Source organism: Gordonia sp. ALPHA1B1, assembly GCF_005502615.1.
Lineage (GTDB): Bacteria > Actinomycetota > Actinomycetes > Mycobacteriales > Mycobacteriaceae > Gordonia > Gordonia hongkongensis.
This window is the reverse complement of sequence record NZ_SCOC01000008.1, coordinates 26,787-47,962: the sequence shown is the minus strand read 5'-3', so window position 1 is coordinate 47,962 and position 21,176 is coordinate 26,787. Positions and strand designations below refer to the sequence as shown.

Annotated in this window: 19 protein-coding genes, 2 tRNA genes and 1 pseudogene; 16 read left to right on the top strand and 6 right to left on the bottom strand. The window is 67.7% G+C overall.

The genetic code is table 11. The annotated features are described in order from the left end of the window. Positions 1 to 60: 60 nt before the first annotated feature. The 5 genes and pseudogenes from FFS52_RS07380 to FFS52_RS07360 all read left to right on the top strand — a co-directional run bounded on the left by FFS52_RS07380 (position 61) and on the right by FFS52_RS07360 (position 5,048). Positions 61 to 1,054 (top strand): annotated as a pseudogene (locus FFS52_RS07380) (glycosyl hydrolase). Next, positions 1,051 to 2,283 (top strand): SpoIIE family protein phosphatase, encoded by a 1,233-nt coding sequence (locus FFS52_RS07375; protein WP_137809313.1) that lies wholly within the window; start codon positions 1,051 to 1,053, stop codon positions 2,281 to 2,283. The pseudogene FFS52_RS07380 and the gene FFS52_RS07375 overlap by 4 nt, the downstream one beginning before the upstream one ends. Continuing rightward, on the top strand, positions 2,280 to 4,256 hold the full coding sequence (locus FFS52_RS07370) for a glycosyltransferase family 2 protein (protein ID WP_137809312.1): 1,977 nt from the start codon (positions 2,280 to 2,282) through the stop codon (positions 4,254 to 4,256). Before FFS52_RS07375 ends, FFS52_RS07370 begins: the two co-directional genes overlap by 4 nt. After that, a complete protein-coding gene (locus FFS52_RS07365; protein ID WP_058250027.1) occupies positions 4,256 to 4,594 on the top strand; it encodes an STAS domain-containing protein in 339 nt (112 codons plus the stop codon). The genes FFS52_RS07370 and FFS52_RS07365 overlap by 1 nt, the downstream gene beginning before the upstream one ends. A 40-nt stretch (positions 4,595 to 4,634) precedes the next feature. Further along, entirely contained in the window at positions 4,635 to 5,048 is a 414-nt protein-coding gene (locus FFS52_RS07360; protein ID WP_137809311.1) for an ATP-binding protein, read from the top strand. A 32-nt stretch (positions 5,049 to 5,080) separates the two neighbouring features. Here the strand turns inward: FFS52_RS07360 and FFS52_RS07355 are convergent, their stop codons facing one another. Further along, entirely contained in the window at positions 5,081 to 5,509 is a 429-nt protein-coding gene (locus FFS52_RS07355) for a single-stranded DNA-binding protein (protein WP_137809310.1), read from the bottom strand. Between the two features lie 159 nt (positions 5,510 to 5,668). On the opposite strand from FFS52_RS07355, the gene FFS52_RS07350 reads away from it, so the two are divergent. Then, positions 5,669 to 6,253, top strand: coding sequence for a chorismate mutase (locus tag FFS52_RS07350; RefSeq protein ID WP_137809309.1), 585 nt, complete (start codon positions 5,669 to 5,671; stop codon positions 6,251 to 6,253). A 13-nt stretch (positions 6,254 to 6,266) separates the two neighbouring features. Here the strand turns inward: FFS52_RS07350 and FFS52_RS07345 are convergent, their stop codons facing one another. After that, a complete protein-coding gene (locus FFS52_RS07345) occupies positions 6,267 to 8,291 on the bottom strand; it encodes a cytochrome c oxidase assembly protein (protein WP_137809308.1) in 2,025 nt (674 codons plus the stop codon). A 133-nt stretch (positions 8,292 to 8,424) separates the two neighbouring features. Here FFS52_RS07345 and FFS52_RS07340 point away from each other — a divergent pair. The 3 genes from FFS52_RS07340 (at position 8,425) to FFS52_RS07330 (ending at position 10,662) form a co-directional block, all read left to right on the top strand. After that, a tRNA-Arg gene (locus FFS52_RS07340) sits at positions 8,425 to 8,498 on the top strand. A 110-nt stretch (positions 8,499 to 8,608) separates the two neighbouring features. Then, entirely contained in the window at positions 8,609 to 8,971 is a 363-nt protein-coding gene (locus tag FFS52_RS07335; protein ID WP_137809307.1) for a hypothetical protein, read from the top strand. Next, complete coding sequence (locus tag FFS52_RS07330; RefSeq protein WP_137809306.1) at positions 8,971 to 10,662, top strand: hypothetical protein; 1,692 nt, start codon at positions 8,971 to 8,973, stop codon at positions 10,660 to 10,662. Before FFS52_RS07335 ends, FFS52_RS07330 begins: the two co-directional genes overlap by 1 nt. A gap of 145 nt (positions 10,663 to 10,807) precedes the next feature. Here FFS52_RS07330 and FFS52_RS07325 read toward each other — a convergent pair whose 3' ends face one another. Further along, positions 10,808 to 12,127, bottom strand: a complete 1,320-nt coding sequence (locus tag FFS52_RS07325) for a solute carrier family 23 protein (protein ID WP_137809305.1) — start codon at positions 12,125 to 12,127, stop codon at positions 10,808 to 10,810. Between the two features lie 137 nt (positions 12,128 to 12,264). On the opposite strand from FFS52_RS07325, the gene FFS52_RS07320 reads away from it, so the two are divergent. The 3 genes from FFS52_RS07320 (at position 12,265) to cmrA (ending at position 15,798) form a co-directional block, all read left to right on the top strand. Further along, a complete protein-coding gene (locus tag FFS52_RS07320; protein ID WP_137809304.1) occupies positions 12,265 to 12,813 on the top strand; it encodes a PadR family transcriptional regulator in 549 nt (182 codons plus the stop codon). 73 nt (positions 12,814 to 12,886) lie between these two features. Beyond that, positions 12,887 to 14,950: an NADPH-dependent 2,4-dienoyl-CoA reductase gene (locus FFS52_RS07315; protein ID WP_137809303.1), complete on the top strand. Its 2,064-nt coding sequence runs from the start codon at positions 12,887 to 12,889 to the stop codon at positions 14,948 to 14,950. 41 nt (positions 14,951 to 14,991) lie between these two features. Further along, entirely contained in the window at positions 14,992 to 15,798 is an 807-nt protein-coding gene (gene cmrA, locus FFS52_RS07310; RefSeq protein WP_137809302.1) for a mycolate reductase, read from the top strand. 18 nt (positions 15,799 to 15,816) lie between these two features. On the opposite strand, the gene FFS52_RS07305 is transcribed toward cmrA, so the two are convergent. Then, positions 15,817 to 17,367, bottom strand: coding sequence for a helicase HerA-like domain-containing protein (locus FFS52_RS07305; protein WP_137809301.1), 1,551 nt, complete (start codon positions 17,365 to 17,367; stop codon positions 15,817 to 15,819). 68 nt (positions 17,368 to 17,435) lie between these two features. Here FFS52_RS07305 and orn point away from each other — a divergent pair, with 68 nt between their 5' ends. After that, positions 17,436 to 18,035, top strand: a complete 600-nt coding sequence (orn, locus tag FFS52_RS07300) for an oligoribonuclease (RefSeq protein ID WP_137809300.1) — start codon at positions 17,436 to 17,438, stop codon at positions 18,033 to 18,035. A gap of 102 nt (positions 18,036 to 18,137) precedes the next feature. Further along, positions 18,138 to 18,210, top strand: a tRNA-His gene (locus FFS52_RS07295). Between the two features lie 227 nt (positions 18,211 to 18,437). Here FFS52_RS07295 and FFS52_RS07290 read toward each other — a convergent pair. Together FFS52_RS07290 and FFS52_RS07285 are read right to left on the bottom strand one after the other, a co-directional pair. After that, the gene (locus FFS52_RS07290) at positions 18,438 to 18,662 is read right to left on the bottom strand and encodes a hypothetical protein (protein ID WP_137809299.1); all 225 of its coding nucleotides are present in this window, start codon (positions 18,660 to 18,662) and stop codon (positions 18,438 to 18,440) included. A gap of 134 nt (positions 18,663 to 18,796) precedes the next feature. Next, entirely contained in the window at positions 18,797 to 19,207 is a 411-nt protein-coding gene (locus tag FFS52_RS07285; RefSeq protein WP_137809298.1) for a hypothetical protein, read from the bottom strand. A gap of 178 nt (positions 19,208 to 19,385) precedes the next feature. On the opposite strand from FFS52_RS07285, the gene FFS52_RS07280 reads away from it, so the two are divergent. Both FFS52_RS07280 and FFS52_RS07275 read left to right on the top strand, forming a co-directional pair. Next, positions 19,386 to 19,730 (top strand): YciI family protein, encoded by a 345-nt coding sequence (locus FFS52_RS07280; RefSeq protein WP_137809297.1) that lies wholly within the window; start codon positions 19,386 to 19,388, stop codon positions 19,728 to 19,730. 3 nt (positions 19,731 to 19,733) lie between these two features. Further along, positions 19,734 to 21,029 carry a DUF6596 domain-containing protein gene (locus tag FFS52_RS07275; RefSeq protein ID WP_137809296.1) on the top strand — a complete coding sequence of 432 codons (1,296 nt, stop codon included), beginning with the start codon at positions 19,734 to 19,736 and terminating at the stop codon, positions 21,027 to 21,029. Positions 21,030 to 21,176 lie beyond the last annotated feature (147 nt).

The following is a 21,176-nucleotide window of genomic DNA, read 5'->3' as shown; positions in this document are numbered from 1 at the left end:
GAACGGGGGGATGGGTGAGCGCCGTGCCGGTGTGCGGCGGCGAGGCGATGGGAGCGGTCGATGGGTGCGGTACCCAGATGGACGATCGTGTCCGTGGTCCTGGGTGTCATGGTCGGGTCGATGGGCGTCGTCGCCTGCGAGCCGGCGCCGCGCGAATGTCCGCCGACCATCTCTCCCCTGCACGGCCCGGCCGGGGACTGCCTGCGGTTCGGTGTCAGCACCCCGAGCGGCCCGCTCCGCCCGGCCGAGGTCGCCGCGGTCACCGACCTCGTCGGGGTCCGGCCGACCGTCAACCTGTTCTTCGAGGACTTCACCGCGATCCCCCCCGATCGCCGCACTCGACGCCGTGGTCGCCTCGGGTGCCGAACCCGTGGTCACCTGGGAGCCGTGGCGCCACCTCGGTGGTGACGACTACGACTGGGGCGCGTTCACGATGTCGTCGATCGTGGCCGGAGCCCACGACGACTACCTGTACCGCTGGGCCGACGAACTCGTCGCCTGGGGCGGGGTCGTCTACCTCCGGTTCGCGCACGAGCCGAACGGCGACTGGTACCCGTGGAGCCCCGCGGGCGGGACCTCCCCCGAGCTGTACATCGCCGCGTGGCGCCATGTCCACGACCTCTTCGCGTCCAAGAACGCGACCAACGTGAAGTGGGTGTGGGCCCCGAATGTCCCCCTTTCCGACGACGCTCCGCTGTCACGCTGGTACCCGGGCGACACCTACGTCGACGTCCTGGGGATCGACGGCTACAACTGGGGCGCGGTGCCCGGCCACCGATGGACTCCGCCGGCGGAGCTGTTCGCCGATTCGTTTGCACAGCTTCGTAACTTGTCCTCCGACACACCGATACTCGTCACAGAGGTCGGGTCGACAGAAGCCGGTGGTTCCAAAGCCGACTGGATCGCCGACCTGGTGACCTACCTCGACGACGCCGACGACGTCACCGGCTTCGTCTGGTTCGACCACGACAAAGAAGCGGACTGGAGATTGGGCAGCACGGCAGCAGCGGGCGCCGCGATGGCGCATGCACTCGAGAAAGCGGGACTGAGGTGACCCTGGTGGACGCGCACATCGATGCCGACATCGAAGAGGCACGACTGCATTCGATGCAGCAGTTGAACGTTCTCGACACGCCACCGGAGGATCGGTTCGCGCAGATCACCCGGATGGCGAAAGCCGTGTTCGGCGTACCGATGTCGACGGTGTCGCTGCTCGACCGGGACCGGCAGTGGTTCAAGGCGGTCGACGGCATCGAGCTGCAGAACCTGCCGCGGGAACAGACGGTGTGCCAGGTGACGGTCGCGCGCGCCTACGACCACCCCGACGATCCGGCGCTGATCATCCCCGACGTCTCGAAGGTCCCGGCCTTCGCCGCGATCCCGCAGATCGCCGCCGACGACGGAATCCGCTTCTACGCGGGATATCCGCTGTACGGCCCCGGCGGACATCCCGTGGGGACCTTCTGTCTCTATGACACCCGGCCGCGGGAACTCACCACCGATCAAGAGGCGGCGTTCCGCGAGCTCGCCGCATGGGCGCAGCGGGAGATCGCGAACAGCGACGACCTGGAACGCGCGGCACTGGTGCAGCGTCAATTGCTGCCGCCGCCTCTCGGAGTCGTCCCCGGATGGTCGATCGCGGCGATGTGCCTGCCCGCCTTCGCCGTCGGCGGGGACTTCTACGATCACTACCCCTGGAGCGACGGCCTGGTGTTCACCGTCGCCGACGTCATGGGGAAGGGACTCGGCGCGGCGATCCTCACGGCGACGGTTCGATCGGCGATCCGAGCCGCATCCCGCGCACTCGACGCCGCCGGACATGCCGCGGCCGACGCCGACCTCGCGAAGGTGGTCGAGACGGTGGCCGATCAGCTCGCCGACGACTTCGCCGGCACCGAGACGTTCGCGACCGCGTTCCATGCACGCCTGCACACCGACGAGGGGCAGCTCGAATACGTGGACGCCGGCCACGGTCTGTCGATCGTCCGCCGGGCCGCCGGAGGTGTGGAGTCGCTCCCCGGGGGCGGTCTGCCGATCGGCATCCTGCGCGACGACACCTGGGACTCCGCCCGGGTCCACCTCGATCCCGGCGACATGGTCGTCATCACCTCCGACGGGCTGCTGGACCTCTTGCCGTCTGGTGACGAGTCGGCGTTGCAGGCACTCTTCGCCGACACCTCGACCCCGTCGGAGGTGTGCTCGATGGTGAGCGAACTGGTCGCCTCACGGCCGCCGATCGACGATGTGACCGTCGTGGCCATTCGTCGAGACGATGCGGGATGAGCGAGAGCGTCGAGGAGGCCACCCTCGCACGCACGGCCCCGTCGCCGTGGCTGCGGCTGGTGATCGTCGCCGCCGCGATCCTCGGGATCAACTACATCGTGTGGCGCTGGCTGGCCTCGGTGAACTGGGACGCCTGGTGGATCGCGGTTCCCCTGGTCGTCGCCGAGACCTACAGCCTGATCGACTCGCTGCTGTTCGGGCTGACGATGTGGCGGCTGCAACACCGCCCCGATCCGCCTCCCCCGCCCGAGGGCGCCACCGTCGATGTCTTCATCACCACCTACAACGAACCCCTGGATCTGGTGATGAAGACCGCTGTCGCCGCGAAGGCGATCACCTACCCGCACACCACGTGGATCCTCGACGACGGTGATCGAGCCGAGCTCGCCGAGGCCGCGGCCCGGGCGGGCATCGGGTACATCACGCGATCGTCGAACTGGCTCGACAAACCGCGGCACGCCAAGGCCGGCAACCTGAACAACGCCCTGATGCAGACCGACGGCGAGTTCCTCCTCATCCTCGACGCCGATCAGATCCCCGAACCGCAGATCCTCGACCGCACGCTCGGCTACTTCCACGACGACAAGATGGCCCTCGTCCAGACGCCGCAGTATTTCGTGAACGTGCCGCCCGGGGACCCGCTCGGCAGCCAGGCTCCGCTGTTCTACGGGCCGATCCAGCAGGGCAAGGACGGGTGGAACGCCGCGTTCTTCTGCGGATCCAACGCCGTGCTGCGCCGGGAGGCGCTGATGCAGCTCGGCATCACCCAGTACGTCTCCGCCGTCTCCGACGGCATCGATCGCGCCCTGCGCACCGCGCGTTCTGTCCTCAAGTCGACGCGCAAGCAGGTCGGGAAAGACAACCCCACCGCCTCGGCCGCGCTCGACGCCGTCGACGAGGCCGTGAAAGACGCTCGCGCGCAGCTGAAGAAGAAAGAGCCACTGGCCGAGATCACCTATCGCTTCCAGGCGCGCGTCGACGAGGCGGCACGCGGGCTCGTCGACGCCGACGTCGAGGCCATGCGCGCCGACCTCGAGGCCATCGAGGCGCTCACCGAGCTGAGCGAGCAGGAAGCCGGTGCCGGCGCCGTCGACTACGACGCGCTCGCGGTCCTCGCCGAGCGGGAGTGGTCGCCGCTCGGCGCCATCGAATCCATCCGCGCCATGGTCGCGGCGGTCGACGTCGGGCGATCCGACGAGGCCCAGCCCATGCTGCCCCTGGCCACCATCTCGGTGACCGAGGACATGGCGACCTGTATGCGGTTGCACGCCCTCGGCTGGAACTCCGCCTACCATCACGAGAATCTTGCCTTCGGCCTGGCGCCCGAGGACCTGAAAACGATGGTCACGCAACGGCTTAGGTGGGCACAGGGCACGATCCAGGTCATGCTGCGGGAGAACCCGCTGGTACAGAAGGGCCTCACCCTCACCCAGCGACTCATGTACTGGGCGACGATGTGGAGCTACCTCGCCGGTTTCGCGGCCATCGCCTACATCGCGGCACCGGTGGTCTACCTGGTGCTGGGCATCCTGCCGGTCGAGGCCTACAGCTGGGACTTCTTCCTGCGGCTGATCCCGTTCCTGGTGGTCAACCAGATACTGTTCCTGGTGGTGGCACGAGGCACGCCGACGTGGCGCGGCCAGCAGTACAGCCTCGCTCTGTTCCCCGTCTGGATCAAGGCGTGCACCACCGCATTTCGCAACGTCTACATGAACCGTCCGCTCGGTTTCGCGGTGACCCCGAAGACCAAGCAGTCGCAGGATGCGTTGCCCTGGCACATCGTTCGGCCACAGCTGATCGCGATGGCGTTGCTCGTGGTGGCCTCGGTCATCGGTGTCGTGCAGCTGTACCGGGGCGCCGTCTCCGTTCTCGGCGTCGGCGTGAACCTGTTCTGGGTAGTGTTCGATCTGGTGATCCTGAGCGTTGTCATCACCGCGGTGCGGTACCGCGGTCCCGATGAGGAAGGGCAGTGATGGCGAATTTCGCAACACGTAGCGTCGACGGCGGCGCCGTGGCGATCCGGCCCGAGGGCCGGCTCAACATGGTTGTCGCCCCGCGACTCCGAGACCAGTTGCACGAGTTGGTCGGGTCCGGTTCGGCCCGGATCGTCGTCGACCTGTCCGGCACCGACTTCATCGATTCCTCGGGCCTGGGCGCACTCGTCTCCGGGTTGAAGGTGGCACGCCAGGCCGGCGGCGACCTCCGGATCGCGGCCCCGACGCCGCAGGTGGTCACCGTCCTGGAGTTGACCAATCTCAATCGCGTTCTGCGCGTCCACCCGTCGGCCGACGACGCCTTCGACGGGGCCTGACGGGACCCGTCCCACTCACCCAGAGATCGAGGACCCGGCGATGACCGAGAACACCGCGACCCGCACCCTCGAGGAGATCACCTCGCTCGAGACCATGGACCACATCCACGCACTCCTCGCCGATCTCCTCGCGGAGTGCCCCATCGACGACATGGACGCGATGCAGTTCGAGCTCGCCGTGGCCGAGATCGGCGCCAACATCATCGAACACGCCGGGGACGGCGCAACCGTCACCCTGCGCCTCGAGCTGGAGGTCGCACCGGACCGGATCGAAGCCCGCTACTCCGACGACGGCAGTCCCGCCCGCGTCGATCTCGACGCCGTGAGCCTGCCCGACGACTTCGCCGAGCGTGGCCGCGGCCTGGCCATCGCGATCAACGTCCTCGACGAACTCGCCTATCGTCGTGCCGACGGCAAGAACCACTGGCGACTGGTCCGGAACCGTTCGGATTGAGTTGTAGTCGGCTCGACCCCACGATCGTGCGTTCACGCCGCCGACTCGCGGGACTCGGGCGCAGTCGCGACGACCGGTGCGTCGGCCGCGCGCCCCTGGGCGGGCGTGCCCCGATACGTGACGACGCAGCGACTCAGGTCGAGTCCGACGGCCACGGCCGTCATCTCGAGATCGGAGCGACGTGAGCCGTCCGCCGACGGGTACTCGTTGGTCTTGATCTGACCGTGCGCGATCACCGGCCGCCCCTTCGCGATCGCCAGGCCGACGCCGGTCAGCAGACGCCGCCAGCAGCTGACCGTGAGATACAACGTGGGTCCGTCCGACCACTCGCCGGTGCTCTTGTCGATGCGGCGCGACGTGCACGCCACGCGGAAGGAGATCACGTCCTCCCCGGTGGTCGTCTGCCGCCGACGGGGATCGGACACTACGGTTCCGATGACGGTCGTGTACGTCTCAAACATGGTCGTCTCCTACGGTTGTCGGCCACGGGAAGGTGTGGCCGCACCAGCATCACCCGCAGCGGGGCCGTCAACCGTCGAGGCCGCACGACTGTGGAGAACTCGACGGGTTACCCACAGATCGCGATGCACCTGACGCTCGCCGCCCATACACTTCGCAGGGTGCGCATCCGAAGGCTCCTGGTAGGTCTCATCTCAGCGGCAACAATGCTGGTTGCCCCGCCCCTCGCAGGCGCTGCGCCGGTCGCTTCGCCGACATTGACCGGTCTGACCGAGGCGATCGCGGGCCGGCTCGCACTGGCTGACACCGTCGCCGCGACGAAATGGGCGTCCGGCGCGGCCATCGACGACCCGGCGCGCGAACAGGTGGTCCTCGACACCGTGTCGCAGCTGGCCACCGACCGCGGTCTCGACCCCGCCTACGTACGCGGTGTGTTCCGCAATCAGATCGAGGCTAGCAAGACCGTCCAACGCGGACTGTTTGCGCAGTGGCGGCTGCCTGGGCAGACTGCTCCACCTGCGACGTCCGATCTCGGTCCGGTCCGGACCGCGATCAACGAGTTCACCGTGGCCATCGTCGACCAGCTTGCCGCCGCAGGCGAACTCGTGACGAGCTTCCGGTGTCCCCCAGAGCTGATCACTGCGACCGGCCGCACCGCTGCCGATTTCGGCTTCGATCCCCTGCACACCGGCGCCTTGATCCAGGCCGGGTCGTCGGTATGCACGGTGTCGACGGGGTCCGGCTGAGACCTGTTGCCGCTCAACCGCGCTTGTTGAGTTCCTTCAACATCTCGTTGTAGCTGCCGAGGTCCGCGTCGTGGTCGCGGTCCGCGTTGCGGTCGAAGCGTCGCGCCAGCTTCGTATCGCTGCGCTGCCACTGCACGAACAGCGCGAGCAGGACCACCACCAGGGGGATCTCGCCTGCGGCCCAGGCTATTCCGCCCCCGACACGTTGGTCGTCGAAGAGGCCGTAGTTCCACGGGAGATTGAGCCCGCGGTAGTAGGTCTCGGCGATGACCGCGGTCGTCATCATGAGGGCGATGCCGAAGAACGCGTGGAACGGGATCGAGGCCATCACGAGGCCCAGCTTTGCCACGGGTGACACCTGACGCGGGGCCGGGTCGATGCCGATCACCAGCCAGTAGAAGATGTAGCCGCTGATCAGGAAGTGCAGATTCATCAACAGGTGCGCCGCGTGGTACTGAACCACGGACTCGTACAGACCGCCGAGATAGAGAACGTAGAAGCTGCCGACGAACATGACCGCGGCGATCAGCGGATGCGTCAGGATCCGGGACGGCGCCGAGTGCACGCCCAGCTGAATCCACTCGCGCGGGCCCGGCGGATTGCCCCGACCGGCCGGCGGCAGTGCCCGCAGGGCGAGCGTGACCGGGCCACCAAGCACCAGCAGGACCGGCACCATCATCGACAGCAGCATGTGCGCGATCATGTGGATGCTGAACATCGCCGGGGCGTAGCGGCCCAATCCCGATGACGTCGCCAGCAACAGCAGCAGACACCCGAGGAGCCACGCGACGGTGCGACCGACCGGCCAGGCATCACCCCGGCGCCTCAGGCGGATGACTCCCCGGAGATACACGACGGCGAGCACGATCGCCGCGAGCCCGAAGATCAGGTCGAAGCGCCACTCGGTGAGAAGGCGGACGAACGTCGGCGGCCCGTCGAGGTCGTAACCGATCGCGTTCTCGGTCGCCGAGATCTGGGTGGTGTCCACGAGTGGAGGCGGCGTACGGCTCAGGCCGACGGCCAGGCCGAAGGTCGCGGCGAACACGGCGAGTTCGACCAGTCCGAAGCGGACGAACAGCGACGGCTTGTCGTCGGCGTCCAGTTGGGCGATGGTGACACGACGATGCCACGCGCCGAGTCCGCCGAGCACGACCAGGGCCACCACCTTGGCCACGACCAGACGGCCGTAGGTGTCGGTGAACAGGTCGCCGAGCGGCACCCGCACCAGGGCGTTGACGACACCGCTGGCCCCCACGACGAGGATGCACCAGAACGCGACGCGCGAGAACCGGCGCACCGCCAGGGCACGCCATCGTCCGTCGGCGAGGGCGTAGACCACGACCGCGGCGAGACCGCCGAGCCACAGGGTCGCGCCGATGATGTGCAGGATCAGGCTGTTGGTGGCGACGTCGTGGTTGCCACCCGACGAGGAGTGGCCCGCGAGCGCGGACGGCATCAGGCTGAACACGGAGAACGCGATGACCGCGATGGTCGGACCCCAGTGCAGGGTCATCCGGGCGATGATGGCCGCGACCAGTGCGAACACCGCGGTCCAGAACCAGGTGCGCACCTCCGCGACCTGGCCGTAGGCGGTCAGCAGGTTCGCCGGGCGGATCGCCTCCGCCAGCGGCGCCCCACTGACCTCCGACGCCGAGAACGGCATCGACAGCAGAGCGGAGACCGACCACGTCAGCGCGCTCGCCGCCGCGATCCGGATGGCGCGGTAACCCCCGACGTCGAGGACGCCGCTCGCCTGGGGCGGCACGAAGAACGCGGCGAACACGGCCGACCCGAGCGCGATCGCCGCGGCGAACTCGCCGATCGCGGTCAGAGCAGGTGCGCCGTAGGTGGTCAGCGGCCCCGGATCGGGCACACCGGTCAACCGGAGCGCCGACGCCGCGGAGATCGCGGTGACGGCGACGGCGACGATCGCGGCGAGCCAACCCGATGCCCACAGGATCGCGGTGACGACGCCGCGCGGTTCGTTCATCGCGTCGCGATGCTGCTCCGCGGAGGCGGGCGTCGACGTGCGGGTCATCCTCCAACTGTAGGACCGGCCACTGACGTAATCCCAATTCGACGTGGCCCGCCGTGGCGCACGGCATAGCGACGACGGTGTCGTAGACTCTCTCTGCCCGGCCGCTCGTGCGCCACGTCACGCTCGCCGGTCAGCCTCCGTAGCTCAGGTGGATAGAGCAAGGGCCTTCTAATCCCTAGGTCGCAGGTTCGAGTCCTGCCGGGGGCACGTCATGTGCCTGTCGCCGACCGCTCGAAGTGGATCGGGAACCGTTCAGGGCACGCCGTGCGTCATAGTCCTGCCCCACACCTCGGTGGGTCGCGACTCCCTGGAGGATCATGACGCTCCCCCGCTCCTTGTCCGGTTTCCCGCCGCTGTCACCTGGTCGACGAGACCAGACGGGTTCAGAGACATCGCTGTTCGGTGTCGATCCCGCCGAGGTCGAGGGCATCGCGCGCACCTGGCGGGCCGCCGCGATCGCGATCCACGCCGCGGATGTCGAGGCCGTCGGCGCGGCGCTCGGACCCTCGAGTCGCGTCGTGCGTGCCCTCGCCGCCACGATCGGACCCGCACGGCTGGCGGTGGACTCCATCGGTGAACGCCTGACGACGATGAGCCAGATGCTGCGGGCGTTCGACGCGACGACGGCAGACGCCGACGCGCGGTCGGGCACCCGGTTCCGCTCGCTCCGGAACCGCTGATGCGACCCACCCTCTCCCAGCTCCGCGCGTGGGATCCGCAGTCGATCGCCGCCGCCGGGTCCGCTGCCTCGACGCTCGCCGAGCGCATCGACACCGGCATCGGTCGCGCAGTGCGTGCCTTCGACAACGCCTCGAGGTGGTCGGGCGGCACGCACGATGCTGCGCACCACGCCATCTGGGCGGAACACGATCATGCCGGCGAGGTCCGCAACGTGGTGCAGATGATCGCCGACGAGGCCACCGATGCCGCCGCCGACCTCGGCTACGCCCGCGACTTCGCCCTTGGTGTCGTCCGGGGAGCCGAGGGGCTGGGCTTCACCGTCTTCGACGACGGCGAGGTGACACATCCAGAGCACGAATTCGACGGCCAGGCCGCCCTTCTCGCGGAATCCATCGCCGAGGCTCTCGACACCGTCGACGCCCTCGACGAGCGCTACGGTGCACGACTCGAGACCTTCGCGGCCGACCTCGCGTCGATGACGGCGGGTCAACCCGACGTCACACTGCCCGGCGGCGCCGAGATGGACGCGGATCAGGCCGTCCGCATGCTGGAGACGCTCACGCCGACCCAGGTCCGCGACGTCATCGAACAGATGGGTGCCGACGACGTCCGACGCCTGGTGCAGGCCGACCCGCACGTCGTCGGGAACCTACCGGGCGTCCCGTTCGCGATCCGCGCCCAGGCCAACGAGATCAACATCCGCAACGCACTTCTCGACGAGATCGCGGCCGGTCGCGGGCACGGCCGAAGAGCTCGGACCCTGCGCGGACTCCTCGAGCCCAGCCCCGACCCGATCGCCGACGAGAAACCCCGCGGCGACGACGGACTCGTCGAGCGGACCTTCATCACCTTCGTCAACACTCCGCGCGGACGCATGGTCGAGATGATCGGATCGCTGCCGCCCGGCACCCCGAACACGACGACCTACGTCCCCGGGACCGGTACGGACCTCGACACCGCTGTCGGCCACAACCGCACGGCCGCAACCGAACTCGCGGCACGCACCGGCGGCCCGGTGTTCCTCTACCTCGACGGCGACCTCCCGCCCGACCTCCGCGCGGCGGCGAGTCCGAGCTTCGCCGCAGCCATGGCGCACCGCCTGGAGCTGTTCGGTTCCGAACTCGACGCCGAGATCGCGCACCTCGCACCCGGTGCGACCACCACCTACATCGGTCACAGCTACGGCGGGTCGGTCGTGGGCTCGGCCGAACAACTCGGCTTGTCCCCCGACCGCGTCATCTACGCGTCGTCGGCGGGCACCGGCATCTACGACACCCCGCATCCCGACGGCGTGGATCGATACTCGCTGACCTTCCCGGGCGACCCGATCCACTACGTCCAGTCCTTTCCCGGGAACCCGCACGGCCACGACCCCGACACCGCGCCCGGCGTGATCAGGCTCGACACCGGCACAGTCGAGCTCGACGAGCGCACAGTCGACGGGGGTCTGGTCACCCACGGTGCTTATTGGAACGACACGGAATCCACGGCCTTCCAGAACATGGTGAAGGTCATCGTCGGCGCCGAACCCGACCTCTACGTCCCTCGCAAGCCCGACGTCGCCGAACTCCCGCCACCGGTCGGCGCACCCGCTCCCCTGTGGTGGCTCTATCTCGTCAACGATCGCGCCGACGGGGACATCGACCTGCCGGGGCCGATTCCCGACATCCCGCTACGGCTGCCGTGGTGAGCCGCGACTCGAACACACGCCAGGCTTCCGAGTAGTCGTCTGTTCCATCCCGGTCCCCTCGCGACCGTCCACCTGCGAACCTCAACTCGACTCCTGGACCTCGATCGAAGTCCATCAGTCGAGTTGAGGTTCGTCGGTCGGACACCTATGCGTCGCCGTGGTGAGTGCCCGTCCGGCCGACGTCCACCGTCCCCCGCCACCCGCCGATGAGGCGCATGGAGTGATAGATGACCAGTGCCGCGACCGAGCCCAGCGAGATGCCGGCGAACACGAGGTCGCCGACCTGCCAGGTGTAGTCGGCAATGCCGATGATGAGTGGGATCGCCGCGGTGAACTGGTTGATCGGCTTGGAGAAGTCGACCTTGTTGGTCACCCAGATCTGGACGCCGATGACACCGACCAGACCGTAGAGCGCGGTCGTGACACCGCCGAGCACGCCAGGGGGGATCGCGGCGATCACGGCGCCGACCTTGGGCGACAGTCCGAGCAGGATCGCCGCGCCGCCGGCCACCCAGTAGGCCGCCGTCGAGTACACCTTGGTCGCCGACATCACACCGATGTTCTCGGCGTAGGTCGTCGTGGCCGACCCACCGCCGCTGCCGGCCAGCATCGTGGCCACGCCGTCCGCGGCCAGCGCCCGACCCATGGTCGCGTCGTAGTCCTTGCCGGTCATCATCGCGACCGACTTCACGTGGCCGATGTTCTCGACGACGAGCACCAGCACCACGGGCAGGAACAACGGCAGGACACCCAGGTCGAACGTGGGCGTCTGGAAGTCGGGCAGTCCGATCCAGGCAGCGTCGCCGATGGCGGAGGTGTCGATGTAGTCGTTGTCGCTGTCGATCCGGTCGAGGATCAGCGCGAGGACATATCCGGCCACGACGCTCAGGAAGATCGCCAGGCGACCGAGCAGCCCGCGGAACAGCACCGCGGAGGCCACCAGCAGCACCAGCACGATCGTCGCCAGGACGGGATCGGCGACGAAGTTGTTCTTGGCCGCCGGCGCCAGATTGAGCCCGATCAACGCAACGATCGCGCCGGTCACGACGGGTGGCATCAGGGTCTCGATCCATCGCACACCCGCGAAATGACTGATGAGCCCGATGACGACGAGCAGAGCGCCGACCGCCACGAGCCCGCCGAGCGCCGACGACGCCCCGTCGGAGGCGACGGCGGCCGTCACCGGCGCGATGATGGCGAAACTCGAACCCAGGTAACTGGGCAGGCGGTTGCGGGTGATCAGCAGGAACAGGATCGTGCCGACGCCGGAGAAGAACAGCGTCGTCGACGGTGGGAACCCGGTCAGCACCGGGACGAGGAAGGTCGCGCCGAACATGGCGACCACGTGTTGCAGGCCGATGCTGACCGTCCGAGGCCAGGTCAGCCGTTCCTCCGGTGCCACGACCGCGTTGTCGGTCAGCTTCCAGGACAGCAGATTCCGAGACCTCGTCTCCGGTTCACCCATGCCGAACAGTGTGCGGCACGGATGCTGACGACGCCTCACTTCGGGTCTCCTCCGCCGATGCTGCACGGACGGCATATGCAACTCGACTCATATACACCTTGTTGCATAGTGCGTTGTTGCAGTGTTAGCTTGCTCTCATGGCGCTCGAACACGCGATTCTGGTGTCGCTGGCCGAGCGACCGGGAACGGGCTATGAGATCGGTCAACAATTCGACCGCAGCATCGGCTACTTCTGGTCAGCCACGCACCAGCAGATCTACCGGACGCTGAAGAAGCTCCTCGACGACGAACTGGTCAGCGTCGAGTCGATCAGCCAGGACGGTCGTCCGGACAAGAAGGTCTACACGATCTCCGATGCCGGGCGCGACGCCCTGGCCGACTGGGCGATGAGTCCGACCCCACTGCAACCGCTCCGCAGCGACATCGGCGTGAAGCTGCGGGCCGCGGAGTTCGGCGACCTCGCCGCCATCATCGGCGAACTCAAGGCCCACCGCGACGAGCACCTCGCGCAACTGAAGCTCTACACCGGCTTCCAGGCCGACTACTACCCCGATCCCGACACGCTCACCGGCCGCAAGCTGCACCAGTACCTCGTCCTCCGCGGCGGTATCCGCCAGGAGCAGGGATACATCGAATGGTGCGACGAGGTCATCCACGGACTCGAACGGGAATTGACCCAGAGCTGAGTTCGCCAGTCCCGCAACACCTTCGATACCGCCAATCCGTCCACCCAGGTTCACCGAGATGAAAGGTCGCGCCATGTCAGCCCCGACGGCACAACCGAACCAGCACTATCCGCACCTGTTCACGCCCCTGCAGATCGGCGGCATGACCATCGAGAACCGACTGGTCATGGGTTCGATGCACACCGGTCTCGAGGACCGGTTCTGGGACACCGACAAGCTGGCCGCGTACTTCGCCGAACGCGCCAAAGGCGGTGCGGGACTGATCATCACCGGCGGCTTCGGCACCAGCCGGACGGGTTTGCTCGCCTTCGCCGGCGGCAAGATGACCAACGTCGTCGACATGACCCGCCACAAGCGCGTGACCAAGGCCGTGCACGACGAGGGCGGCAAGATCGCGATGCAGCTGATCCACGCCGGCCGCTACGGATACACGCCGTTCAAGGTCGCTCCCGGCACCGATCCGTCGCCGATCCACCCCTTCAAGCATCTGAAGATGACCGAGCCGATCATCCGCCACGTCATCAGGTCGTTCGGGCAGTCCGCCAAGCTGGCACGCAAGGCCGGCTACGACGCCATCGAGATCATGGGCGGCGAGGGCTACCTCATCAACCAGTTCCTCTGCCCCCACACCAACGACCGCACCGACAAATGGGGCGGCAACACCGAGAACCGCCAGCGTTTCCTGGTCGAGGTCATCAAGGAGATCCGCCGTCAGGTCCCCCGCGACTACCCGGTGATCCTGCGTCAGTCGATCGCCGACCTGATCCGCAAGGGACAGACCTGGGACGAGGTCGCGCTGATGGCTCGCAAGGCCGAGCAGTACGGCGTCGACGCCATCAACACCGACATCGGCTGGCATGAGGCCCAGGTTCCCACCATCGTCACCTCGGTGCCGCGCGGCGCGTTCGTGAAGTTCACCGAACGGCTCCGCGACGAGGTCTCGATCCCGCTGATCGCGGCCAACCGCATCAACACCCCGGAACTCGGCGAGGAGATCCTCGCGAACGGACGCGTCGACGCCATCCAGATGGCCCGGCCGTTCCTCGCCGATCCCCACCTGGCGAACAAGGCCCGCGAGGGTCGCTCCGACGAGATCAACACCTGCATCGGCTGCAACCAGGCCTGCCTCGACCACGCCTTCGTCGGCAAACACGTGTCGTGCCTGGTGAACCCGATCGCGGGACGCGAGACCACGCTCATCCTGGGTCCGACGCGAAAGGCCAAGCGCCTCGCCGTGATCGGCGCGGGCCCGGCCGGCCTGTCGGCCGCCGTCGCCGGCGCCAAGCGCGGCCACAAGGTCACCCTGTTCGAGGGCGGCGACTCCATCGGCGGCCAGTTCTCCATCGCCGCACGCATTCCCGGCAAGGAGGAGTTCAGCGAGACGATCCGCTACTTCACCCGTCAGATCGAGGTGCTCGGTATCGAGGTCCGGCTGAACACCCGCGCCGACGCCGAGCAGATCATCGCCGAGAAGTTCGACGACGTGATCGTCGCGACCGGCGTCGTGCCGCGCATCCCGAGCTTCCCCGGCGTCGATCACCCGATGGCGATGTCGTACGCCGACGCCGTGCTCGGACATCGGGAGATCGGCAAGCGCGTGGCCGTGATCGGTGCCGGCGGCATCGGTTTCGACGTCAGCGAGTTCCTCACCACCGACGAGTCGCCGACGATGAATCTCAAAGAGTGGGAACAGGAATGGGGCGTGACGGAGGATCCGGAGAAGCCCGGCTTCGTCACCAAGCCGCGGCCGCTTCCGCCGGTGCGTCAGGTCTACCTGGTCCAGCGCAAGGTCGGTAAGCAGGGCAAGTCCCTCGGCAAGACCACCGGATGGGTCCATCGCGCGACGATGAAGATGAAGGGTGTCGAGCAGATCAGCGGCGCCACCTACGACAAGATCGACGACCAGGGGCTGCATCTGAGCTTCCGCGACGACGAGGGCAACGTCACCGACACCCGCGTGCTCGAGGTCGACAACGTGGTGATCTGCGCGGGCCAGGAGTCGGTACGCGATCTGGTCGATCCGTTGACGCTGGCCGGGGTCACGACGCATGTGATCGGCGGGGCCGATTACGCCGGCGAGCTCGACGCCAAGCGCGCGATCCGGCAGGGCACCGAGGTCGCCGCCGGCATCGACTGACGCTCGGCCTCGGCGCGAGAGGCGGCGGCTACCATTGCGACATGCCGGTACCGCCGCCCTCCGCCACCGCCCGTGCCGTCGTCACCGGGGCCTCGTCCGGGATCGGGCGGGAACTCGCACGCGCGCTGGCCGCCCGGGGTCATTCGGTCATCCTCGTCGCCCGCCGGGGCGACCTTCTCGAGGAACTCGCCGGCGAACTCCGCACGGCACACGAGGTCTCGGTCGAGGTCCGCGCGGTCGACCTGTCGGACCCGACGAAGGTGGAAGTGCTCGCCGCCGAGTTCGCGGGCCGCGAGATCTCGATCCTCTGCAACAACGCGGGCATCGCGACCTTCGGACCGGTCGCCGACCTCGACGCCGACTACGAACGCGCGCAGGTCCGCCTCAACATCAACGCCGTCCACGACCTCACTCTGGCGGTGCTCCCGCAGATGGTCAGGCGCGGCTCGGGCGGCATCCTGATGGTCGGGTCGGCCGCCGGAAACATGCCGATTCCCAACAACGCGACGTACGCGGCATCGAAAGCCTTCGTGAACAGCTTCAGCGAGTCCCTGCGCGGCGAGGTGTCCGGGCAGGGCGTGCATGTCACCCTGCTCGCGCCCGGCCCGGTCCGCACGCACACTCCCACCCCGGACGAGGCGTCCATCGTCGACAAGGTCGTCCCGGACTTCCTGTGGCACTCCTCGGCCAAGGTCGCCGAGATGAGTCTGGACGCGTTGGCGCACAACAAGATGCGCGTCGTGCCCGGCACCCTGTCCAAGGCGATGTCGGTGGCCGGCGGGTACACACCGCGCGGGGTGGTGGCCCCGATCGTCGGTGGGTTCTACCGCAAGTTCAGCGCGGAGTAGGTATCGCCTGGGCGCCGTTCAGCGCCGCCGGCGACGCCCCGTGCCGAAGATCGCGCGACTGAACTCACGTCCGGCCGCGCTCGCCGCCGATCGCAGGAAACTCTGCATCGGCTTGCTCGTGAGCACCTCGGTCAGGAGCCCCGGCTCCTCCGGCATCGGCTCCGGGGCGGGCGTCGGCGGCACGGGTGCCGGTGCGTCGGCGGGCTCCCCCGGTGCGAGGGTGTTCGCGGCCAGGATCTCGTACGCCGACTCGCGGTCGATGGGCGTGCCGTACTTCGCGTACAACGGCCCGGCTTTCGCCGCCGAGGTGACGACGTCGGCGCCGATGGCCTCCATCGCCGACCGGGGCGCTCGGACCACCGTCCACGCGACCGGGGTCGGCGCACCGCGCTCGGACAGCACGGTCACGACCGCCTCGCCCGTACCGAGAGAGGTCAGCACCTGCTCGAGGTCGTAGACCTCCGACACTGGGTAGGTCTTGACCGTCGTACGCAGCGCCTTCTGGTCGTCAGGGGTGAAGGCCCGCAGCGCGTGCTGGATCCGGGCACCCAGCTGGGACAACACTTCTTTCGGGATGTCCGTCGGCAGCTGGGAGCAGAAGAACACGCCGACGCCCTTCGACCGGATCAGTTTCACCGTCTGGACGACCTGGTCCACAAAGGCTTTCGACGCATCGTCGAACAGCAGATGCGATTCGTCGAAGATGAAGACCAGCTTTGGTTTGTCGAGGTCGCCCACCTCCGGCATAAATTCGAACAGATCGGCCAGAATCCACATGAGGAAGGTCGAGAAGAGCGCGGGGCGGGCCGCCTGGGTACCGAGCTCGAACAACGTGATGATGCCGCGTCCGTCGGGCGCCGTCCGGATGAGGTCGGCGGGATCGATCTCGGGTTCGCCGAAGAACGTGTCACCGCCGTCGGCCTCGAGATTCGACAGCGCCCGCAGGATCACGCCGGCGGTCTGCCGCGACACCCCGCCGATCCCCTTCAGTTCGGCCTTGCCCTCGTCGCTGGTGAGGAAGGCGATGACCGACCGCAGATCCTTCAGATCGAGAAGCGGCAAGGCCTTCTTGTCCGCCCAGTGGAAGATGAGGCCCAGCGTCGACTCCTGGGTGGCGTTGAGCCCCAACACCTTACTGAGCAGGATCGGCCCGAACGAGGTGATGGTCGCACGGATCGGTACCCCGATTCCCTCCGCACCCAGCGAGACGAACTCGACCGGGTGCGCTGCCGGTTGCCAGTCGTCGCCGGTCTGGTGGGAGCGTTCGGCGATCTTGTCGTTGCCCACGCCCGCTCGGCTGAGTCCGGACAGGTCGCCCTTGATGTCGGCCATGACGACAGGAACGCCGTTGCTCGACAGTTGCTCGGCGATGAGCTGCAGCGTCTTGGTCTTTCCCGTCCCGGTCGCGCCGGCGACGAGACCGTGCCGGTTCATCATCGACAGCGGGATTCGGACCTTCGCCGCGGGATCCACCTGCCCCGCCACCGAGACGGCGCCCAGTTCGAGTGCGGCGGTGCTGAACGCGTATCCGGCGGCGATGTGCTGCGCCGGACTGGAGGCTTCGGTCACGAGCACACAATAGACCTCGGGGGCCGATGTCCCACGGATTCGCGCGCGAGGTTGGCTAAGGTTGTCGGGTGCAGGACAAACTGGTGTGGATCGACTGCGAGATGACCGGACTCCGACTCGAGTCGGACAAACTCATCGAGATCGCGGCCCTGGTGACCGACGGCGACCTCAACATCCTCGGCGACGGCGTCGACGTCGTGATCCACGCCGACGACGAGGCGCTGGCGTCGATGCCCGACGTGGTGACCAAGATGCATGCGGCCTCGGGTCTCACCGAGGAGGTGCGGGCGTCCACCGTCACCCTCGCCGAAGCCGAGAAGCTGGTGCTCGACTACGTCCGCAAGCATGTGACCACAGCCGGCGCGGTCCCCCTCGCGGGCAACTCGATCGGTACCGACCGTGGATTCATCACGCGGGACATGCCCGAACTCGACGCCTACCTGCACTACCGCATGGTCGACGTCAGCTCGATCAAGGAATTGTGCCGGCGCTGGTACCCCAAGGTCTATTTCGGCCAGCCCGAGAAGGGGCTCGCGCACCGGGCCCTCGCGGACATCCGCGAGTCGATCCGGGAACTCCGCTACTACCGGGCCGCGGCGTTCGTGCCCGCCCCCGGCCCGGACACCGATACCCTCGCCGAGATCGTCAAAGACCTCGGCCCCGCATGAACACGCAGGTCGGGTTACCGATTGGAGTTCTGCGGCACCGACCCGCTAGAGTGTTGATGGCTCTGAGACCCGGCGCTGACGCCCAGGTTTCCGACGCCGATGGTGGATGTAGTTCAGTTGGTAGAGCACCAGGTTGTGATCCTGGCTGTCGCGGGTTCGAGTCCCGTCATCCACCCCGACGAAGCCCCGTCTGCGATCCGCAGGCGGGGCTTTTTCGTGGCCGTGATGCAACACGCTGTGCATCAGAGCGATCCGGATGACACCACACGTGGGCCTGGTTCTAAGATTCCCGGCACCCGGTGGACCAGCGTCTGGGTGATGGCCGCCGTAGCTGCCGCACGGTATCCCCAACATCGACGTTCGACGCACGCACCCGCTGGGTTGCGCGCGTGGGAGAAGGTCTCAGCCGCTTATGAGGTCGCCGTACCCGCGACGCTCGAAACTTCGGACGAGGCGCTTCGACGGTTCATGGTTCGCGAGCCAGTCACTCAGAGCGTGGCGGCGTTCGCGCTCGTCGGCGCGTCCCAGGCCGAGGTCGGCGAGGAGCGCGTCCAGTGAGGCGGGAGGCTGCGGGGTTCGTCCGACAGGGGTGAACGCGGAATCGTCCCAGAGTCGTTCGTTGGACATCACGCTCACCTCACTTCCACGGTCACTTCGGTCAGTCCTTCTTCAGTGGCCTGTACACCCACAATGTACAGCGCGGACGCTCCAAGCAGGAGTTCTCGCTGATTCGCAAGCTCCGGGTGGCCCACCGGTGGCACTCACAGGGCTCGTGTTCCTCGTGTGGCTAGCACTCGCAGGAGCACCGGGGCGCTGCCGGGGTCCGTGAACCCCACGTGATCGGCTTCGTCGTCGTCGAACTCCCCAAGTTGTTCGCGCATCCGCATCTGTACGCGCTGGTAGAAGCGGTCCGTACCCTGCCAGCGTCTGACCGCTTCTAGCTCATCGCCGGTCAGATCGAACTGGAAGTCGTCGTTGAGCACCTGTTCGAGTTGGGCGGCGTCTTCGTGGGTGGGGCCGCCGAGCGGGGCGCCTCCGGAATGAGTAGAGGACGGCTCGCCCGGGGGCGGAAGGGTGGGCGGTGCGTCGTCGGCTGCGGTGTCGATCTGTGGATCGTAGTCCGCGCCGTCGCCCGGTGTGGGTTCCTCGACCGAGTTGTTCGTCAATCTCATTCGGCGTTTGTCTGCTCCCACAGGACCATGTCGTTGACGTCGTTCGCGCGCTACGTCTCATGTCCCGAATCTCTTTCCGCAGCGCTGTCGATATCCGGAATCGCCGTACGTCACCATGGTGTCGGACCGATCCGGTTCGGCATCATGGCCACATCAGTCGGCCGAGACTGGAGGAACGATGAAGTACGCATTGCTGCTCATGGGACATGTCAACGATCCGGCGTGTGGTGAGGACGGCGGCGCCAGCCCCGAAGAGTTCTTCGCGTTCGACGAGGAGATCACGAAGGCCGGGGTCGTCGTCAACTCCTTCGCGCTGGAGGACGAGCGCGCGGTGGTGCACACCGACGACAGCGGCGAGCGGGTGGTCGCGTCGTCCGGGCCGTTCGCGGAAGTCCGGGAGTTCGTCGGCGGGGTCTATGTCATCGACGTCGCCGATGTCGACGAGGCGATCGAGTGGGCCCGCCGCAGCCCCGGTTCGGCGCCCGGCGGCCATGTCGAGATCCGGCCGCTCGCACCGTACTGAGCGATGACGAACAATTCACACCGTTCGGCGGCCACGGATTCCGCAGGGTCCGTGGTCCGCCGGGCGGTGTCGGCCGTCGATCGCGACGTCCGTTCTTGTGTACTCGCCACGCTCACGAAGAAGTTCGGCGATCTCGACCTCGCGGAGGACGCGTTGCAGGACGCGATCGCGCAGGCCCTGATCACCTGGTCGCGTACCGGAGTCCCGGATTCACCGGAGGCATGGCTGACGACGACGGCCAAACGCAAGGCGCTCGACGTGGTGCGGCGTGAGTCCGTCCTCGACGGGAAACTGGCCCGGCTGCACACCGAGACCGAACGTGCCTCCACGCCTGCGGAGTTCGCAGACCCGGCTGAGGCACCGCCACCGGGGTTGCCCGATGAACGCCTCGGCATGTTCTTCGCCTGCACCCATCCCGTGCTCCGCGCCGAGGACCGGATCGCGCTCACCCTTCGGTTCGTCGCCGGGCTGACCACCGCGGAGGTCGCGCATGCGCTGCTGATCCCGGTACCGACGACCCAGCAGCGAATCGTGCGCGCCAAGAGACGGATCGGCGCGCTGGGTGTTCCGTTCGCGCCGCCGCGCGAGGGCGACCTCCCCCGTCGACTCGGCGGGGTCCTGCGGGTCATCTACCTGCTGTTCTCCGAGGGGTTCGCGCGCTCGACCGGTGACGCGCACATCCGCGACGACCTCACCGACGAGGCCGTCGCCCTCGCTCGGACCTTGCGCGCACTGCTCCCCAACGCCGAGACGACCGGACTGCTCGCCCTTCTGTTGCTCACCCAGTCCCGCCGGCCGGCTCGGCTCGACTCCGACGGCCGACCGGTTCCGCTGGATGACCAGGATCGCCGGCTCTGGGACCGGACCCTCGTCGCCGAGGGCATCGCGCTCGCCGAACACGCTGCGGCACAACCAGACGCCGGTCTGTACACGATCCAGGCGGCGATCGCGGCCGTGCACGCCGAGGCAGCCACCCCGGACGAGACCGACTGGGCCCAGATCGCCGTCCTGTACCGACTACTCGAAGTGCACGATCCCGGACCCGTGGTGCGCGTCGGTCGCGCAGTCGCCGTCGGACGCGCGTACGGCCCGGCGCGCGGTATCGCGATGCTCGATCAGTTGCAGTCGGACACACAGCTCGACCGGTTCCGGCCCTTTCACATCGCCCGCGCCCTCACGCTGAGCGAACTGGGCGACGACCGCGGCACGGCGATCGCGTACCGCCGCGCGCTCGAACTACCCGGCAACGGCGCCGAGGACGACTATCTCGCCGACGCCCTGTCCGGGCTGGATGTCTGACCGGCAGACTTCGGCCTCGACACCACCGGGGACCTTCGTCCCCGAAAGTCCTCGAAGCCGGGCGCATGGGCATGCCTCGCAGTAACGTTCACCACATGCCTTCCTACTGGGTCATGCCTGCCGTTGCCCTGATCTCGTGCATCATCA

Bases quoted from the DNA above. Each gene is read 5' to 3' on its own strand.
- FFS52_RS07335 (WP_137809307.1), top strand. From the start codon at position 8,609: ATGACGCTCCCCCGCTCCTTGTCCGGTTTCCCGCCGCTGTCACCTGGT.
- FFS52_RS07320 (WP_137809304.1), top strand. From the start codon at position 12,265: ATGGCGCTCGAACACGCGATTCTGGTGTCGCTGGCCGAGCGACCGGGA.
- cmrA (WP_137809302.1), top strand. From the start codon at position 14,992: ATGCCGGTACCGCCGCCCTCCGCCACCGCCCGTGCCGTCGTCACCGGG.
- FFS52_RS07280 (WP_137809297.1), top strand. From the start codon at position 19,386: ATGAAGTACGCATTGCTGCTCATGGGACATGTCAACGATCCGGCGTGT.
- FFS52_RS07370 (WP_137809312.1), top strand. From the start codon at position 2,280: ATGAGCGAGAGCGTCGAGGAGGCCACCCTCGCACGCACGGCCCCGTCG.
- FFS52_RS07360 (WP_137809311.1), top strand. From the start codon at position 4,635: ATGACCGAGAACACCGCGACCCGCACCCTCGAGGAGATCACCTCGCTC.
- FFS52_RS07325 (WP_137809305.1), bottom strand. From the start codon at position 12,127: ATGGGTGAACCGGAGACGAGGTCTCGGAATCTGCTGTCCTGGAAGCTG.
- FFS52_RS07355 (WP_137809310.1), bottom strand. From the start codon at position 5,509: ATGTTTGAGACGTACACGACCGTCATCGGAACCGTAGTGTCCGATCCC.
- FFS52_RS07285 (WP_137809298.1), bottom strand. From the start codon at position 19,207: ATGAGATTGACGAACAACTCGGTCGAGGAACCCACACCGGGCGACGGC.
- FFS52_RS07345 (WP_137809308.1), bottom strand. From the start codon at position 8,291: ATGACCCGCACGTCGACGCCCGCCTCCGCGGAGCAGCATCGCGACGCG.
- FFS52_RS07275 (WP_137809296.1), top strand. From the start codon at position 19,734: ATGACGAACAATTCACACCGTTCGGCGGCCACGGATTCCGCAGGGTCC.
- FFS52_RS07365 (WP_058250027.1), top strand. From the start codon at position 4,256: ATGGCGAATTTCGCAACACGTAGCGTCGACGGCGGCGCCGTGGCGATC.
- FFS52_RS07290 (WP_137809299.1), bottom strand. From the start codon at position 18,662: ATGTCCAACGAACGACTCTGGGACGATTCCGCGTTCACCCCTGTCGGA.
- FFS52_RS07330 (WP_137809306.1), top strand. From the start codon at position 8,971: ATGCGACCCACCCTCTCCCAGCTCCGCGCGTGGGATCCGCAGTCGATC.
- FFS52_RS07315 (WP_137809303.1), top strand. From the start codon at position 12,887: ATGTCAGCCCCGACGGCACAACCGAACCAGCACTATCCGCACCTGTTC.